Here is a 15,503-nt window from a genome sequence, read left to right on the forward strand (position 1 = left end):
GGCCGGCAAGCGGCCGCCTACATGCCCCGCATCCAACGGTTGAAGTTGTCAACATCCATCGCCCGTGAGCTCGCCTCGTCATGGGACACCAGGCCGCGCCGGCAGAGGTTGGCCAGCGCCTTGTCCATGGTCACCATGCCTTGGTCGGCGCCGGTCTCCATCATCGAGTAGATCTGGTGCGTCTTGCCCTCGCGGATGAGGTTTCGCACCGCGGAATTGACGATCAGCATCTCCACCGCCGGCACCCGCCCCTGGCCGCCGTACTTGGTCAGCAGTTGCTGCGCGACGATCGCCTCCAGGGTGTTGGCCAGCAGCACCCGCACCTGCTCTTGCTGGTGCGGAGGAAAGACGTCAATCACGCGGTCAATCGCCTGCGGCGCGTTGCGCGTGTGCAGCGTCGCCAGCACCAGGTGTCCGGTCTCGGCGATGGTGAGCGCCGCCTGGATGGTGTCCAGGTCCCGCATCTCGCCGACCAGCACCACATCCGGGTCCTCGCGCAGCACCGAGCGCAGCGCGTCGGTCAAGTTGAAGGTGTCGGCGCCGAGCTCGCGCTGGTTGACCATGGCGCGGCGGTGGCGGTGCAGGTACTCGATGGGGTCCTCGAGCGTCATGATGTGGCACTCGCGCGTGCGGTTGATGTAGTTGATCATGCAGGCCAAGGTGGTGGACTTGCCGCAGCCGGTCGGGCCGGTGACTAGGATGAGACCGGCCGTGCGCTGTGACAACTCGTTGAGCACCGCCGCCGGCAGGTTGAGTTGATCGGTATCCGGGATGGTGCTGGGGATCAGCCGCAGCGCCGCCCCGACCGCCCCGCGCTGCATGTAAACGTTGACGCGAAAACGCCCCAGGCTGCTCACGCCGTAAGAGAGATCGAGCTCGTGGCGGTTCTCGAATTCGCTAATCTGGCGATCGGTCAGGATATCGTACACCAGGCGCTGGCACTCGTTGGGCGATAGCGGCTCGTAATCGAGCGGCTGCAAACGCCCGTCCACCCGCAGCAGCGGCGGGATCCCGGCCGTGATGTGGATATCCGAGGCCCGGCGTTTGGTCGCCTCTTCGAGCAACTCGTGCATCATGACGTTCTCGATCAGTGCCGGCATCGTCAGCGCACCTCCGCGCGATCTTAGGCGTAGATCACCCGCAAAGCTTCTTCCATGGTGGTGATGCCCTCCAGGATCTTCTGCATCGCGTCCTGGCGCAGCGTTATCATGCCCGATTCCAGCGCCTCCTGGCGGACGGTGTGCGCCGCCGCCTTCTTCAGCACCAGCTCGCGAATGCTGTCGTTGATCGCCATCAACTCGAAGACCCCGATGCGGCCGCGGTAGCCGCTGTGCATGCAGCGCTCGCAGCCGCGGCCGCGGTAGAAGGTAACCGCATCCAGGTCCATCGCCAGGTTCAGACGGCGAAAGGCGTCCACCGGCGGGGTGTACGCCTCCTTGCAGTGCGGGCAGATCACCCGCACCAACCGCTGCGCCAGCACCGCGATCACCGACGACGCGATGAGGAACGGCTCCAGCCCCATCTCCAACATGCGCGTCACCGCGCTCGGCGCGTCATTGGTGTGCAGCGTGGACAGCACCAGGTGCCCCGTCAGCGCCGCCTCCACCGCGATCAGCGCCGTCTCGGCGTCGCGCATCTCGCCCACCAGCAGCACGTCCGGGTCCTGACGCAGCATCGTCCGCAGCGCCAAGGCGAAGGTGACGCCGGCCCGCACGTTGACCTGGCCTTGGGTCAACCCGGGGAGCTGATACTCCACCGGGTCCTCGATGGTCATGATGTTCTTCTCGGGGCTATTGATCTTGTTGAGCACCGAGTAGAGAGTGGTGGACTTGCCGCTGCCGGTGGGGCCGGTGACGACGATGATGCCGTAGCTGCGGTTGATCAGGTTGTCGAAGTCGTCCATCATGCTGGCGGGGATGCCCAGCTTGTTGAGGTTGACCTGCACCCCGCGCTTGTCGAGAACGCGCATCACCACCTTCTCCCCGAACACCCCGGGGAAGGTCGAGATGCGGAAATCGTACTCCCGCTTATTCACCAGCAATGAAATGCGGCCGTCCTGGGGCGCCCGCTTCTCCGCGATGTCCATGTCCGCCATCACCTTGACCCGCGACACCAGCGCCGGCTGCACCTGCTTGGGCACCACCATCTTGTCGTGCAGAATCCCGTCTATGCGATAGCGCACCCGCACCCGGTTCGCCTCCGGCTGGATGTGGATGTCGCTGGCCGCGTCCCGCAGCGCCTGGCGCACGATCAGGTTCACCAGGCGCACCACCGGCGCGTCCTCGGTCAGCTCCTTGAGCTGATCTACCGTCAGCTCCTCTTCCTGCGACTTATCCTCGAAGGTGATCTCGCCGACGTCGCCCTGGAGCTCGTCCGCCACCTGCTTGATCGCCGCGCCGATCTCCTCGCTCACCGCCTGCGCTTGGCTCAGCGCGCCGTTGAGGTCGTCCTCGGCGGCGATCACCGGCTCGATCTCCAGCCCCGTCACCAGTCGCAATTGGTCAATGGCGAAGATGTCCAGCGGGTTCACCATCGCCACCACCAGCTTGCGCCCGTTCTGCTCCAGCGGCAGCGCCCGCAGGCGCGCCAGCAGGTGCCGCGGGATGAGCTTGGTCAGCTCTTTGTCAACTTGCCTCTCCGCCAGGTCAACGAACGGAATGCCCCACTGCTTGCCCAGGAGCTTGGCCTTGTCTTTCTCGTTGACCAGGCCCATGTTGACCAGGATGTGGGGCAGTGGCTCCTTGGTCTCCCTCTGGATCTCCGTCGCCTGGCGTAGCTGCTCGTCGGTGAGATTCACCACCTCCCGTACCAGTTCGGCCACAAATCTGTGCTGTGATTCCATCCTGTCGCTTACCCTGAAGCCCCGCAGGTTCCTTGGCCGTCCGCCGCCTGCCGCCTTGCGGAGCGGCTAACCGCGCCGGCGGCTAGGCCAAAGGCCGCCGTGGCGGGCAAGGCCCTAGCCACCGCAGGCCTCCCGCGCACCGGTCGCGGCGAGCAAACGGGGGTCGAGCGCCGAGCCCGCGCGACCCCCGAAGGTCCTGGCACAGCCGGCGGGGGTGGCTAACCCCCAGCTTCGTCCTTGACGATCTCGGGGGTGATAATGATCACCACCTCTGAGCGGAACGGGTGCTTGACCTTGGACTTGAACAGCAGGTCGCCGATAATCGGGATGTCGCCCAACACCGGCACCTTGTTGATGGTGATCGTCTCGTCGTCGCGCAGCAGACCGCCGATCGCCAGCGTCTGGCCGCTGCGCACGCAGACCGTGGTTACGATCGAGCGCTCGGTAATGGTCGGATAACCCGCGAATACGCTGTTGGTGATGGAGCTGATGGTCGGCACCAGCGTCAGCGTAATGTCGCCCTCGGGGCCGACCTTGGGCTTGACCATGAGGGTGACGCCGATGTTGATCTCGGTCGCCTGGACGATCTGGCCGCCCAGCGGCGTATAGCCGATGACCTGGGGGTAGAAGATCTTCTCCCCGGCGTGGATGGTCGCCTGACGGCCGTCGAGCAGGATGATGCTGGGGTTGGCCATGATGCGCGCCTTGCCCTCGGTCACCAGGGCGCTGATGGCGCCCGCGATGCTGAGGTGGGAGCGCACGATCTTGCCAACCTTTAGGTCGTGGGGCGCGATGGTGGCAGCGGCGAGGCCAGGATCCGTTTCCGCGGGCGAGCTCTCGCCGAGGACGATCCCCGCCTTACCGGCAAGGTCAGACCAGTTGATGCCCAGGCGGCTTTCGACATCGCTGCGCACCTCGGTGATGGTGGCGGTGATCTTGACCTGCTGGGACTGGGTGTCGAGATCCTTGCACATCTGCAGCGCCCGACTCAGGGTCGCCGGGCCGCCGCTCAAGACGAGCTTGGTCACCGGTGACATCTCGGGGCCGCCGGCGGCGCCGGTGCCGGAGCTTGGGGTCTGGGCGGTGGCGGACAACTGGGGCGCGGCCAGCGCCGCCAGCCCGCCTGCGAGCGCGCCGCCGCTGGTGCCCGGCGTCACTACCGGGGTCGCGGAGCGCGGCGCGGCTGTGATCGTGAGATCGGGGAAGACCGCCTTGAGGGTGGCGATCAGCTCCATCGGATCCGCGTACCTCACGGTGTAGATGGCGCGTTCCGCCACGCCCACCGCGGGCGCGACGTCAACCCCGGCCAGCAAGGCGGCCGAACGATCGAGCACCGGCGGCGTCGCGGTCAGGATGAGTCCGCCGGTCGGGCTGGCCGCCGCCTTGAGCTCGGGCTCAGCCTGGGCCAGCAGCGCGATGGCGTCCGCCGCCGGCAGGTACTTGAGGGCGACCACCCGCGTTATGGGCACATCAGGCGCGGGCGGCTGGGCGACCATCGCCTTAACCTCGTCGGGGGTGCCCACGACATAGGTGTTGCCCATGAGCGCGTAGTCGAGGCCGTTGAGCTTGGTCACGACCGCGAGCGCCTCCTCCACGGTCACGTCGGTCAGGCGCACGGTGACCTGGCCCGAGACTTTGCTGCTGGCGGCGATGTTGGCCCCGCTTTGGGCGGACAGCGCCTTGATCACGTCCACCATGTCGGTGGCGACGAAATCGAGGCTGAGGCGGGGGCCGCTCGGGGCGGCCCCGCTGGGACCGGCGAACGGCACTACCAGCATCACGGCGACGGCCAAACATAGCCAAGCCTGGCACTGTCGTCTGCGCCGGTGGGTTGCGACAACTGGATTGCGGGTCATAGCCTTACAACCTCCCTGTCAGGTCGAGCTGTAGGGGCGTCCCATGGGGGGTCCCTACGTCTGCGAGGACCACTCGCCGGTGCGAAATGGACTGCACGACATAGCGGCTGCCGACGGGATCGCCGGGCCGCACGAAGTAACGCTTCTCCCCCTTGCGCAGGATAGCGACGGAGGGATCGCCATAGATGATCCCGGTCAGCTGCAGCGTGGGTTTCACCGCTTGCCCCGGTTCCCCCGGAGTGATGATCCCGGCGGTGACGTCGCCGCTCCCCGGCGCGCTGCCAAACAGTTCGAGCGACATCGGGCGTATCGGCGGGAGCGGCAGCAGCGGCGCCGCCGTGTTCACCGGTGGGGGCGATCCGGTCGGGGTCGCCGCGCGAACCATCGCGACCACCGGCGTGAACGGATTGCGCCCGGCGGTGGTGCCGCCCTCGCTCATGGGGACGGGCGCCGCGACCTGCACCTGCACCGCGGGCGCCGGGGGCGCCGCGGGCGCCGGCGCGACTGCCGATACCGACGCCGATACCTCGGTCTTGGCCTGCGCGGGCGGAGTGCCGGGCCTGAATGTGAGATAGAGGGCTATCATCAGCACCGCGAGGCCGGCCGCTAGGAAGAGGAGTTCTTTGCGTCGCTTGTCCATTTCTCTTCCCCTTTCTGGATGAGGGCGAGCAGCGTCATCTTCACGCGCAGGTCGGGCGCCTTGAGTCCTTCCGGTTGCCCCGTGGGGGTCAGCGAAAGGTCATCAATCGCCAGCATCTTCGGGAACTTGCTCAAGCGGCGGATGAACTCCGCCGTCCGCCAGTAGTCGCCCTCGAGGCTGAACTCGATGGGCACGCGGTCGTAGAGCTCCTGCGCCGCGGGCGGGCCGGCCGCCTGCGGCTTGGCGCCCTGATCGCCTGCGCCCTCCCCGTCGGCGGGCGGGGCGGCCGGCGTCTGGGCGATCAGGGGCAGCGGCTTCACCCCCGACACCTTGTTGTCGGTGTCACGGGCCAGCTGCTCGATCTGGCGCAAGAAGGTCGGGATATAGGCGTAGGTGGCGAGCGTCGGCTCCAGCACCGCCAGGCGCGCCTGGAGGTCCTCGTACTTGCGCTCCAGCACCGGTCTGCTCGCAAGCTTGGCCTGCAGCCCGCGCAGCTCTTCGAGCTTGCGGTTGCGCGTCTGGTTCAGGCTGCGCAGCTTGGTGGCCTTGCTCTGGTAGAGCAGGAGCCCGCCGCACAGCAGGACGCCGGCGGCCAGGATCAACGCCGTGAAGGCTGCTTTGCGCTGGGCTAGCTTCATCTCAGTTCACTCCCTATGGGCTTCTTCACCGGCGCGGTAACGTCGAAGTTGACGATTTCGTGCCCCAGTAACCCCACCGTTTGGGTGAAGCTGAGCGCCGGGTCGCCACACCACCCCGCCTGCTTGAGGTTGAGCATGAAATCGCCCACCGCGCGCTGTGATAGGGCGGAGCCGGTGATTGACAGCGACTGGCCGGTCTGGTCACGCCGCGACTGCATGTTGGTCAGCCACGCGTTGTCGGGGAGGCAGCGGCTGAGGTCGTCCAGCACGGCGATCCATGCCTGGTGGCTGTCTTGCACGCTCTGCAGCAGCTCGACCTGCGGCGCCAGCGCGGCGCAGCGCTGTTCCAGGTAGGCGATGCGCTCGAGCTTTGACGTGAACGCGGGGTCGCCAAGCTTGGCGTCGTACTCCACGATCTCGCCCCCCACGATGTTGACGGCGATGCTGAAGTAGGTGTACATGACAGCGATGGCCACCAACAGGCTCAACACCGTGTAGCCGCCGACGCGCAGCATCCTGGCGCTGCGCTGTCGTTGCGCCCTGCGCTCCGCGATCAGGTTGATGTTCATCATCGGGCTTCACCTGCTTTGACATTGAGCTTGCCGCCGAGCATGATTTCCCGCAGCGCGAGGCCGGTGGCGACCACCAGCGTCGGGGAGTGCTCGTCGAGGTACTCCTGGCTCAGCCCCGGCGTCTGGATGCGCCCGTTGGCGAGGACCTGCGCGACCTCGACCGGCACCCCGAGCTGCGCCTGGAAATAGGCCGGCAGTCCCGCCATCTTGGCGGAACCGCCGGAGACGATGATGCGGTTGACGCCCGGCACGCGCTGAGGGTCATCACCGTCGGTGGGGCTCTGCTGCTGGTAGTCGTAGTAGGCGAGCGAGCGGCGAATCTCGCGGATCAACTCATCCAGCAGGGGCTCCACCGCGCGGCTCGCCTGTTGCGCGAAGGGATCGAGGGTCGCGCGCTCCTCCTCGCCGCACACCACTTGCATCGCCGTTTCCTTGAGGGCGTTCGCCTTGTCGTTGTCCATGGCGAGAGCCGACGCGATGGCGTCGGTCATGCCGTTGCCGGCGATGGGGATGGTGCGGGTGAGCACGAAGCGGCGATCCTTGACGATGTTGATTTCAGTGAATGACGCGCCGATGTTAACCAGCGCGATCGTCTCCTGCTCGAAGGGCGGGGCACCCGCGAACTCGAGCACGCTGCGCATGGTGGCGAAGGGCTCGAGCTCGATCGCGACCGGCTCCAGCCCCGCGCGCTCGATCGCCTCCACCCGCGTGTCCACCATGTCGCGCGGCGTCGCCACCAGCATGACGTCGAGCTGGCCGCCCTCGCGCTGCCCCAGCACCTGGAACTCGAGCACACTGTCCTCCACCGGGAACGAGACGTAGCTGCGCGCCTCCCACTGGATGGACTTGCGCAGTTGGCGCTCCGACATCGCCGGCATCTGCACCTGGCGCACCACTACCGTCGGCCCGGCCACCCCCGCCACCACCTGGGTGGCGTTGATTTCGAGCGCGCTCAGCAACGACGAAATCGCCTGGGCGACGGCGGTGGTGTCGGCGATCACGCCGCCCTTGACGGTCTCGGGCGGGGTCGGTCGGCTGCCCGCCTTGCGCAACACCAGCCCGCCGCGCTCGTCGTCCAACTGCACGACCTTGATGGTGTGGCTGCCGACATCTAGGCCGATGACCTCGGCGTCGCCACAAAGCTTCGAGAACATGCTCATGATCCGTCTGCTCCTGTCTCTGACGGTTCGGGCGCCAGCTCCGGCTCCAGCGCCCGCGCCGGCGGACGAGGGTTGAAATAACTGCCGATGCCGAGGCTGGGCGCGAGCGACTTCGACTCGACATGTGCGACCTGATCCCGCGTGCTGACCGCCGCCGAGCCCCACCTCTCGACCAGGTCGTGGCTTATGAGTTCGGTTATAAGGAGAATCGCATGCACCGGCTCGAGCCCGCTCTCACGGATGATCTGCGCCACGTTGCGGCGTGCATCCACCAGCTTGAGGATGGTGCGGGCGTCCTCCTCCAGGCCCTCGTAGCGCTCCGCCGCTTGGCCGCTGCGGAGCCGCAGCACGACGTTGAGATCGGTGAACTCACGTTCGATCTGCTGCCACTCGTCAAGGCGGCGCATGCCCTCCATGATCAGGCCCTCGGTCGAGTCGTGCACGCTGCGCGTCACCGGGCGCAGGGTACGGCCGAACTCGAACTCACCCTCGCGCCAGCCCAGCAGGCGATAGATGACCTCGGCGCCGCTGTGGCCTTCGTAGGTCGCGTCCACCACCTGTCCGTCGCGCAGGTGTACCACCGCGTGCTGGCTGCCCTGGCGCGTGGTCAAGGTGCCGCTCTTGTGGCTCAGATTGAGCATCTGCAGTATCTCTGCGAAGCTGAACTCGTCGAAAGTGCCGTACAGCGCCACAGCGCGTTACCCCTGCTGCTCTGCGAAGTAGCGACTTCGCGGCGAAGCACGAGGCGGTCCGGCGGCAGCGGCGCGCCCTTCGTGCTCGACGCCGACCGGGGGTCTCCAGGCACGGACAAAGCGGGAGCCGTCACAGCAAGACTGCCTGCGGACGGCTCCCCATCTGCCACCCCGAATGCTCGGGGCGCGGGGATTTCGTCTTTTGGCAGCCCGGCTGACTGCGTGAGTCCCGTGGCTTTGCGTCCCCTCCTCGCGAAGGGTTTGCCCTTGTCAGCGCCCGAAATCCCATATTCGATTGTCAAGCCCCCACCCGAACGTCGTATTACTTATTCCATGTTTGGGCGCAAGTCGCCAACCAGTCAAGCGCGGCCGCCGCGAGTGCCGTCACAGCGAGCCTCGTTGCTGCTTGGCGCGCAGGTTCGCGAGCACCAGCCGGCACACCGCGTTGAGGCTCTCGAACACGCCATCGCCCCCGGTCGCCACCGCCTCGAAGCACGGCACTTGCCGCGGGTTTAGCAGATACTGCATGAACCTCACCGGCGCGATGCTGGGCAGGTCCCGTTTGTTGTACTGCATGACGTAAGGGGTGGTGTCGAGGCTGAAGGAGTAGCTCGCCATATTCTCCTGCATGTTGCGGAAGCTCTCGACGTTCTCGCGCATCTTCTCCCACTGCGAGTCGGCGACGAAGATGATGCCATCTACCCCCCGCAGCACCAGCTTGCGCGTCGAGTTGTACATCACCTGGCCCGGCACGGTGTAAACCTGAAACTTGGTCTCGAACCCGTGCAGGCTCGGCGCCTCCAGCGGCAGGAAATCGAAAAACAGCGTGCGCTCTCCCGGGGTCGCCAGCGACACCAGATTGCCGCGGCGGTCCGCGACCGTGCGCTGGTGAATGTACTGCAGGTTGGTCGTCTTCCCGCACATCCCCGGGCCGTAATACACGATCTTGCAGGAGATCTCTTTTAGCGCATAGTTGATGGAGGCCACTATCCCAACTCCGACCGGCCTCGCGGGCGCGATCCGCGCGCCGCTCTCGGTGCCGCCCCTAGACCTTGGCGAAGAATATGTCCTCCAGTTCCGCTTCCACCGCCAGCCATGGCGGCGGGGTTTCCCGCAGCTCCAGCACTTCATCCGGCACTTGCGGAACCACCAGCTCCAGCGGCAGCTCGACACTGGTCTCGGCTGCAGGGCCCCCCGCCGGCAGCGAGATGACGCCGTCGAGCTCGCCCACCGGAATGCGCACCTCGCCCTCGCGCAGCCGCGACACGATCAGCGCCAATGGCACTTCTACCGAATCGCCGCCGTCGGCGCCCGCGGCGACCTTCGCTCCCGCCGGCAGTTGCTGGAGCAACACCGAGCTCGGCACCGTCGCCCATCCCTCGACGTACGCCGGGGGTGCGTATGGCGGCGTCGGCGAAGGGGCGGAAGACGGTGGCGGCTCCGCCAAGTGAAACTGGGCGTCGTCCTGCTCCCGGTCGTGATGCTGCTCGGCGGCCGCGGAGGCACCGGGATGCCGGTTCACGGGCGGCGCTTCAAACAGCACCTTGGCAGGGGCGGGTGCCGCTCGCGCCGAGACGCCATCGCCGGCGCTCGCAGCCGGCGCTACGAGGCCGCGCACCTGATAGAAGGCCGCCACCGCGAGGCAGGTCGCAGTCGCCCACACGGCCGTCGCCGGCGACAGCATCGCCGCTGCGCTGAGCGACGCTGATTCACCCATCGCGCGGGTGGTGATTGCGGCAGCGACGACAATGCCCATACGCAGGGCGAACAGAGTCGGCACGCCCAGGCCCAAGGCACGCGGCGACATGCGGCGGCGCCAAATGTGGATGATGCCGACGTAGAAGAGACCCTCCAGCGACAAGGCCGCAGCCGGCGGCAGCTTCATGGCGGCGGAGTCGAGGCCGCCGAGCTTTGTGCACAGAAGAGATGCGGCTGCCAGCAGCAGGATAGCCGTGGCGACGCTGATGCCGCTGATCTCTTTTCTCATTCGCGTCTCCACGCGGGGCCCCAGGGAGCAAGCTGCCGGGTCGTCCAGCCGGGCATAAGGGAGCCGCGGCCCGGCCGCATACGGCACAGCCGTCCCCGGCTGTGGGACTGTCACCCGACCGTCACGGTTGCGCTCGATTCCGTGTTCTTATTCCACATCGCCTTGGTGGTTTGATATGGCGGCGGCCGCGGGTTGCACGCCGCTTTGCGCGCCAGGAGGCGGCGGAACTTGCTGCCGCGCGGCGCGGCAAGTATAATAGCGACCATGAAGCAGCAGAGCGTTGTGCGCGGCGCGGCGATCATGATGATCGCCACCGCCGCCAGCCGTGTGCTGGGGTATGTCAAGGAAAAGGCTATCGCCTACCAGTTCGGCAGCACCTCTCACACCGATGCGTTCTGGGCGGCGTTTCAGGTGCCCGACCTGCTCTACTACCTGCTTGCGGGCGGGGCGCTGGGCGCGGCCTTGATCCCCGTCGTCACCGGCTACCTGGTGCAGGAACAGGCTGACGAAGTGTGGCGCGTGGTCAACACTCTAGCTACGCTGATGGTGCTGGCGGTGGGGGTGGGGGTGGCGCTCATCATCGTCTTTGCGCCGTACCTGGTTCCGGTCGCCGCCTACGGCTTCAAGTTCAAGCCTCACGTCTTCGAGGAGTGCGTGTTCTACGTCCGCATCATGGCGCCGATGGTGTTCTTTACCACCCTGTCGGCGCTGGCGGGGGGGATCCTGCAATCACATCATCACTTCACCGCGCCGGCGGCGGCATGGTTGATGTACAACGTGGGCATCATCGCCGGCGCGCTCTTGCTGGCGTCGTCGCTGGGGATCGTCGGTCTCTGTATCGGCGTGCTGGCGGGGGCGGCGCTGATGGTTGCGGTGCAGGCGCCGGCGCTGGCGAGACGCGGGTGGCGGTTTCGCCCGGCGCTGGAGCTGAGTCATCCGGGGGTACGCCGCACGCTGATCCTCTTCTTTCCGCTGATGGCGGGACTGGCGGTGCAGCAGATCGCCCTGCTGTGGTTGCCGGGCTTCTTCGGCTCCTTCTTCCGCAACGGGGTGACGATCCTGCACTACGCCAACCGTCTCATCATCCTGCCGCTGGGCCTGTTCGGCGTCTCCATCTCGACCGCGGCGTTTCCCACGTTGGCGCAGCAGTTCCGCAGCGGTCAATCAGACCAGTTCAAACGCACGCTCAACCTCAGCCTGCGTGCGATACTGCTGCTGTCGGTGCCGTGCAGCGTCGGCCTGATGGTGCTGAGCGGGCCCATCATCAGTCTCTTGTGGCAAGGCGGCGCCTACAACCAGGGGGCGGCGCGCGCCTCGGCGTTCGCGCTCACCCTGTGGGCGCCGGCGCTGTTCGCGATCGCGGCGCTGCAGGTCGTCAACCGCGGGTTCTACTCCACGCAGGACACGCTGACGCCGCCGCTGGTGGGCGTGGCGAACGTGGCGCTAATCGTGGGGTTGACCTTCGCCCTCAAGCCGACCCCGGTCGCTTACGGGGCGCTCGCACTGGCGACCTCGATCGCCACCGTGCCGACCCTGGCGGTGTCGCTGCTGCTGCTGCGGCGCAAGGTCGGGCCGATGGACCTGCGCACGCTCGCCATTTCCTTTGCGCGGGTGGCGGCGGCGTCTTCGGTGATGGGTGCGGTCAGCCTGTGGGTGAGCAATACCACCGGCGCCATGTTCGGCTCGCCCCACTTCGGATTCACTCTCGTCGCCCCGGCGACGGAGGGCGCGGCCGGCGGCGCAGGCTTCGCCGTGTGGCAGGCAGGGGTGCAGGTGGTGGCGGCCATCGGGCTGGGGGCGGTGGCATTCCTGGTCGTCTTGCGGGTCTTGGGCGCACCGGAGCTGGGCCTAGTGAGCGACACTATCCGCCGTCGTCTGGCGCGCCGGGGAATGACTGGCGCGTCGCCGGGGGCATGAAAGAGAACCGTTTGCAGCAGTCGCGCATACGAAACTTCGGCATCGTCGCCCACATTGACCACGGCAAGTCCACCCTCGCCGACCGCCTGCTGGAGATCACCGGCACCCTCAGCGAGCGCGAGCGCCGCGACCAGGTGCTCGACCAGATGGACCTGGAGCGCGAGCGCGGCATCACCATCAAGGCGAGCGCCGTGCGCATGACCTATAGCGCGCGTGACGGGCAGCAATACGTCATCAATCTCATTGACACCCCGGGCCATGTGGACTTCAGCTACGAGGTCTCGCGCAGCCTGGCGGCTTGCGAGGGCGTGCTGCTGGTGGTGGATGCGGCGCAGGGGGTGGAAGCACAGACGGTGGCCAACGCCGATCTCGCGCTCAGCGTGGGCCTCGAGATCATCCCCGTCATCAACAAGATTGACCTCCCCAACGCCAGCCCCGAGCGTGTGCGCGCCGAGCTCGGGGACGTCATCGGCCTCGACGGCGCCTCCGCGCTGCTGACCAGCGCCAAGGACGGCACCGGCGTCGCGGAGGTGCTGGAGGCCGTCATCGCCCGCATCCCCCCGCCCCAGGGCGACCCCGAGGCGCCGTTGCGCGCGCTGGTCTTCGACTCCCATTTCGATCCCTACCGCGGCACCATCGCCTACGTCCGCTTGCGCGAGGGACGCCTGCGCCGCGGCGCGCGCATCCGCATGATGGCCACCGGCAAGCAATTCGAGGTGGATGAGGTCGGCGTCTTCGGGCTCACCATGAAGCCGGTGGAGATGCTGGCCGCGGGCGAGGTCGGCTACGTCGCGGCCGGCATGAAGGTCGTGGGCGAGGCGCGCGTCGGCGATACCATCACCGATGCCGCGCACCCCGCCGCCGAAGCGTTGCCGGGCTACCGCGCCCTCAAGCCCATGGTCTTCTGCGGCCTCTACCCGGCCGAGGGCGATGACTACGCGCCTTTGCGCGAGGCGCTGCAGCGGCTGCAGCTCAACGACGCCGCCCTCACCTACGAAGCGGAGACCTCCGCCGCCCTCGGGTTTGGATTCCGCTGCGGGTTCCTGGGCCTGCTGCACATGGAGATCGTGCAGGAGCGCCTGGAGCGCGAATACGGCCTGTCGCTGATCGCGACCTCGCCCAGCGTCGTCTATCGCGTCCACCGCACCGACGGCGTCGCGGTCGAGGTGGACAATCCGGCGGCCGTGCCCGAGGCCCAATACGTGGACCACATCGAGGAGCCGTGGATGGCGGCGACCATCATGGCGCCCGCCGCATACGTCGGTCCCTGCCTGGAGCTGGCGCAGGACCGGCGCGGCGAGTTCCGCAACCTCGAGTACTCCTCCACCGACCGCGTCATCATCACCTACGACCTGCCGCTCGCCGAGATCCTGCTCGACTTTTTCGACCAGCTCAAGTCGCGCACCCGCGGCTACGCCTCTTTCGACTACGAGCTGGCCGGATACCGCCGCGGCGAGTTGGCGCGCGTGCAGGTGCTGGTCAACGGCGAGCCGGTGGACGCGCTGTCCTTCGTGGCGCCGCGCGAACGCGCGCAGGCGCGCGGTCGGCGGGTGGTGGAAAAGCTGCGGCAGGTGGTGCCGCGGCAACTGTTCGAGGTGCGGCTGCAGGCCGCCATCGGGTCGCGGGTGATCGCCTCCGAGAGCATCCGCGCCCTGCGCAAGAACGTCCTCGCCAAGTGCTACGGCGGCGATGTCACCCGCAAGCGCAAGCTGCTGGAGAAGCAGAAGGCCGGCAAGCGGCGCATGAAGCAGGTGGGCAGCGTGGAGATCCCGCAGGAGGCCTTTCTCACCGTGCTGCGTGTCGGCGATGATCGCGAGTAAGGACGATGGAGCCGCTTGGCATCTATGTTCATATCCCTTTCTGCGCGGGCAAGTGCCCGTACTGCGATTTCAACTCCCGCCCCGCCCGCGCGGGCGACATCGCGCGCTACCTCGCGGCGCTGGAGCGAGAGATCGAACTGCGGCTCGTGGAGCCTGGGCGCCTCGGCCGGGGGGATGACGGGCGAGGGCGCCCATGCTCCGTTTGCGACACCATCTATTTCGGCGGCGGGACGCCGACGCTGGTTCCACCCGACGCGGCGGCGCGTCTGCTCAATCACATTCGGCAACTGGTTGATCTGGCCGATGACGCCGAGGTCACGATCGAAGGCAATCCCGAGACGATCACCTGCGAGGCCCTGGCCGCACTGCGAGCGGCGGGATTCAACCGGCTGAGTGTCGGCGCGCAATCCTTCGATGACGGGGTGCTGACCGCGCTGGGGCGCAGACACGATGCCGCGCGTGCGAGGGACGCCATCGCTGATGCTCGCGCGGCGGGGTGGGACAACATCGCGCTCGACCTCATCTTCGGCGCGCCCGGGCAGACGGCGCGGCAGTGGATCGCCACCCTGGAGCAAGCAGTCGCGTTGCGCCCGCAGCACGTCTCGGCCTACTGCCTCACCATCGAGCCGGGGACAGAGTTCCACCGGCGACTGGTCGCCGGCGAGATGACCGCGGCAGGGGAGGAGATGGAGCTGGAGATGTATGCAGCGGCGTGCGCCGCCCTGCGCGCGGCGGGGTATGAGCGCTACGAGATCTCGAACTTCGCGCTCCCCGGGCGGCGCTGCCGCCACAACCAGAAGTACTGGCAAGGGGGGGACTATGTCGGCCTCGGCGCCGGGGCGCACTCGCGGCGGGCGGGGATGCGGTGGGCCAATGAGAGCGAGCCGCGCCGGTATGCTGATCTGCTGGCGCGGGGCAAGGCGCCGGTGGGCTATGCGGAACGGCTGTCGGCGCGGCGGCGCCTGGAGGAGGAGCTGATGCTCGGGCTGCGCACGGAGCAGGGGGCGTGCCTGACGCAGTTGGGCGCGCGGCATGGCAGGGATGTGGCTGGCGAGTATAGAAGTCGAATTCAGTATCTGGTGCGAGCGGGCCTGGCGACGGTCCCTAGGTCAGAGACCGGGATGGCGGCCGGCGGCCTAGCCACTGACGGCTCGCGGGTGGTGCTGACCGAGCGGGGCATCGCGGTGGCCAATGAGGTGGCGCTGCGACTCATGTCCTGATAAGGCGATGGGCGCAAGGTCGCCGGCGTCCCGAAAGGCAGGTACTACGATGAGGCGAGCGATTCTGGTACTGGCACTGGGTTTCGCCCTGACCGCGGCTCTCTGCCCTGCGGCGCCGACCGCAGAGGAGAGCTTGATATACGGCGGCAACCTGAAGAG

At 67.4% G+C, this 15,503-nt stretch carries 13 protein-coding genes and 1 riboswitch; of the genes, 3 read left to right on the plus strand and 10 right to left on the minus strand.

The window, feature by feature from the left end; translation table 11 throughout:
- Window positions 1–17 precede the first annotated feature (17 nt).
- From VM221_07030 to VM221_07075, 10 genes are all read right to left on the minus strand, one after another.
- Window positions 18–1,100, minus strand: coding sequence for a type IV pilus twitching motility protein PilT (locus VM221_07030; protein HUT74571.1), 1,083 nt, complete (start codon window positions 1,098–1,100; stop codon window positions 18–20).
- 23 nt (window positions 1,101–1,123) lie between these two features.
- On the minus strand, window positions 1,124–2,842 hold the full coding sequence (locus VM221_07035) for a GspE/PulE family protein (protein HUT74572.1): 1,719 nt from the start codon (window positions 2,840–2,842) through the stop codon (window positions 1,124–1,126).
- 218 nt (window positions 2,843–3,060) lie between these two features.
- The gene (locus tag VM221_07040; protein HUT74573.1) at window positions 3,061–4,635 is read right to left on the minus strand and encodes a secretin and TonB N-terminal domain-containing protein; all 1,575 of its coding nucleotides are present in this window, start codon (window positions 4,633–4,635) and stop codon (window positions 3,061–3,063) included.
- Between the two features lie 67 nt (window positions 4,636–4,702).
- On the minus strand, window positions 4,703–5,338 hold the full coding sequence (locus VM221_07045) for a hypothetical protein (protein ID HUT74574.1): 636 nt from the start codon (window positions 5,336–5,338) through the stop codon (window positions 4,703–4,705).
- Window positions 5,305–5,976, minus strand: a complete 672-nt coding sequence (gene pilO, locus VM221_07050; protein HUT74575.1) for a type 4a pilus biogenesis protein PilO — start codon at window positions 5,974–5,976, stop codon at window positions 5,305–5,307. The genes VM221_07045 and pilO overlap by 34 nt, the downstream gene beginning before the upstream one ends.
- A complete protein-coding gene (locus VM221_07055) occupies window positions 5,973–6,548 on the minus strand; it encodes a PilN domain-containing protein (protein ID HUT74576.1) in 576 nt (191 codons plus the stop codon). Before VM221_07055 ends, pilO begins: the two co-directional genes overlap by 4 nt.
- Complete coding sequence (gene pilM / locus VM221_07060; protein HUT74577.1) at window positions 6,545–7,708, minus strand: type IV pilus assembly protein PilM; 1,164 nt, start codon at window positions 7,706–7,708, stop codon at window positions 6,545–6,547. The genes VM221_07055 and pilM overlap by 4 nt, the downstream gene beginning before the upstream one ends.
- Entirely contained in the window at window positions 7,705–8,400 is a 696-nt protein-coding gene (locus tag VM221_07065) for a DUF4388 domain-containing protein (GenBank protein HUT74578.1), read from the minus strand. Before VM221_07065 ends, pilM begins: the two co-directional genes overlap by 4 nt.
- Window positions 8,401–8,601: 201 nt before the next feature.
- Window positions 8,602–8,676, minus strand: a riboswitch (cyclic di-GMP riboswitch).
- A 108-nt stretch (window positions 8,677–8,784) separates the two neighbouring features.
- Complete coding sequence (locus VM221_07070; GenBank protein ID HUT74579.1) at window positions 8,785–9,387, minus strand: GTPase domain-containing protein; 603 nt, start codon at window positions 9,385–9,387, stop codon at window positions 8,785–8,787.
- A gap of 58 nt (window positions 9,388–9,445) precedes the next feature.
- Window positions 9,446–10,387: a hypothetical protein gene (locus VM221_07075; GenBank protein ID HUT74580.1), complete on the minus strand. Its 942-nt coding sequence runs from the start codon at window positions 10,385–10,387 to the stop codon at window positions 9,446–9,448.
- A 228-nt stretch (window positions 10,388–10,615) separates the two neighbouring features.
- Between VM221_07075 and murJ the strand changes: the two genes are divergently transcribed.
- From murJ to hemW, 3 genes are read left to right on the plus strand one after another with little or no spacing between them, the layout of a single operon-like run.
- Window positions 10,616–12,304 carry a murein biosynthesis integral membrane protein MurJ gene (gene murJ, locus VM221_07080; protein ID HUT74581.1) on the plus strand — a complete coding sequence of 563 codons (1,689 nt, stop codon included), beginning with the start codon at window positions 10,616–10,618 and terminating at the stop codon, window positions 12,302–12,304.
- Window positions 12,301–14,124 carry a translation elongation factor 4 gene (lepA, locus tag VM221_07085; protein HUT74582.1) on the plus strand — a complete coding sequence of 608 codons (1,824 nt, stop codon included), beginning with the start codon at window positions 12,301–12,303 and terminating at the stop codon, window positions 14,122–14,124. Before murJ ends, lepA begins: the two co-directional genes overlap by 4 nt.
- A 5-nt stretch (window positions 14,125–14,129) precedes the next feature.
- Window positions 14,130–15,344, plus strand: a complete 1,215-nt coding sequence (gene hemW, locus VM221_07090) for a radical SAM family heme chaperone HemW (protein ID HUT74583.1) — start codon at window positions 14,130–14,132, stop codon at window positions 15,342–15,344.
- The last annotated feature ends 159 nt before the right edge of the window (window positions 15,345–15,503 follow it).

The organism is Armatimonadota bacterium (genome assembly GCA_035527535.1).
In the GTDB taxonomy this organism is placed as follows: Bacteria; Armatimonadota; Hebobacteria.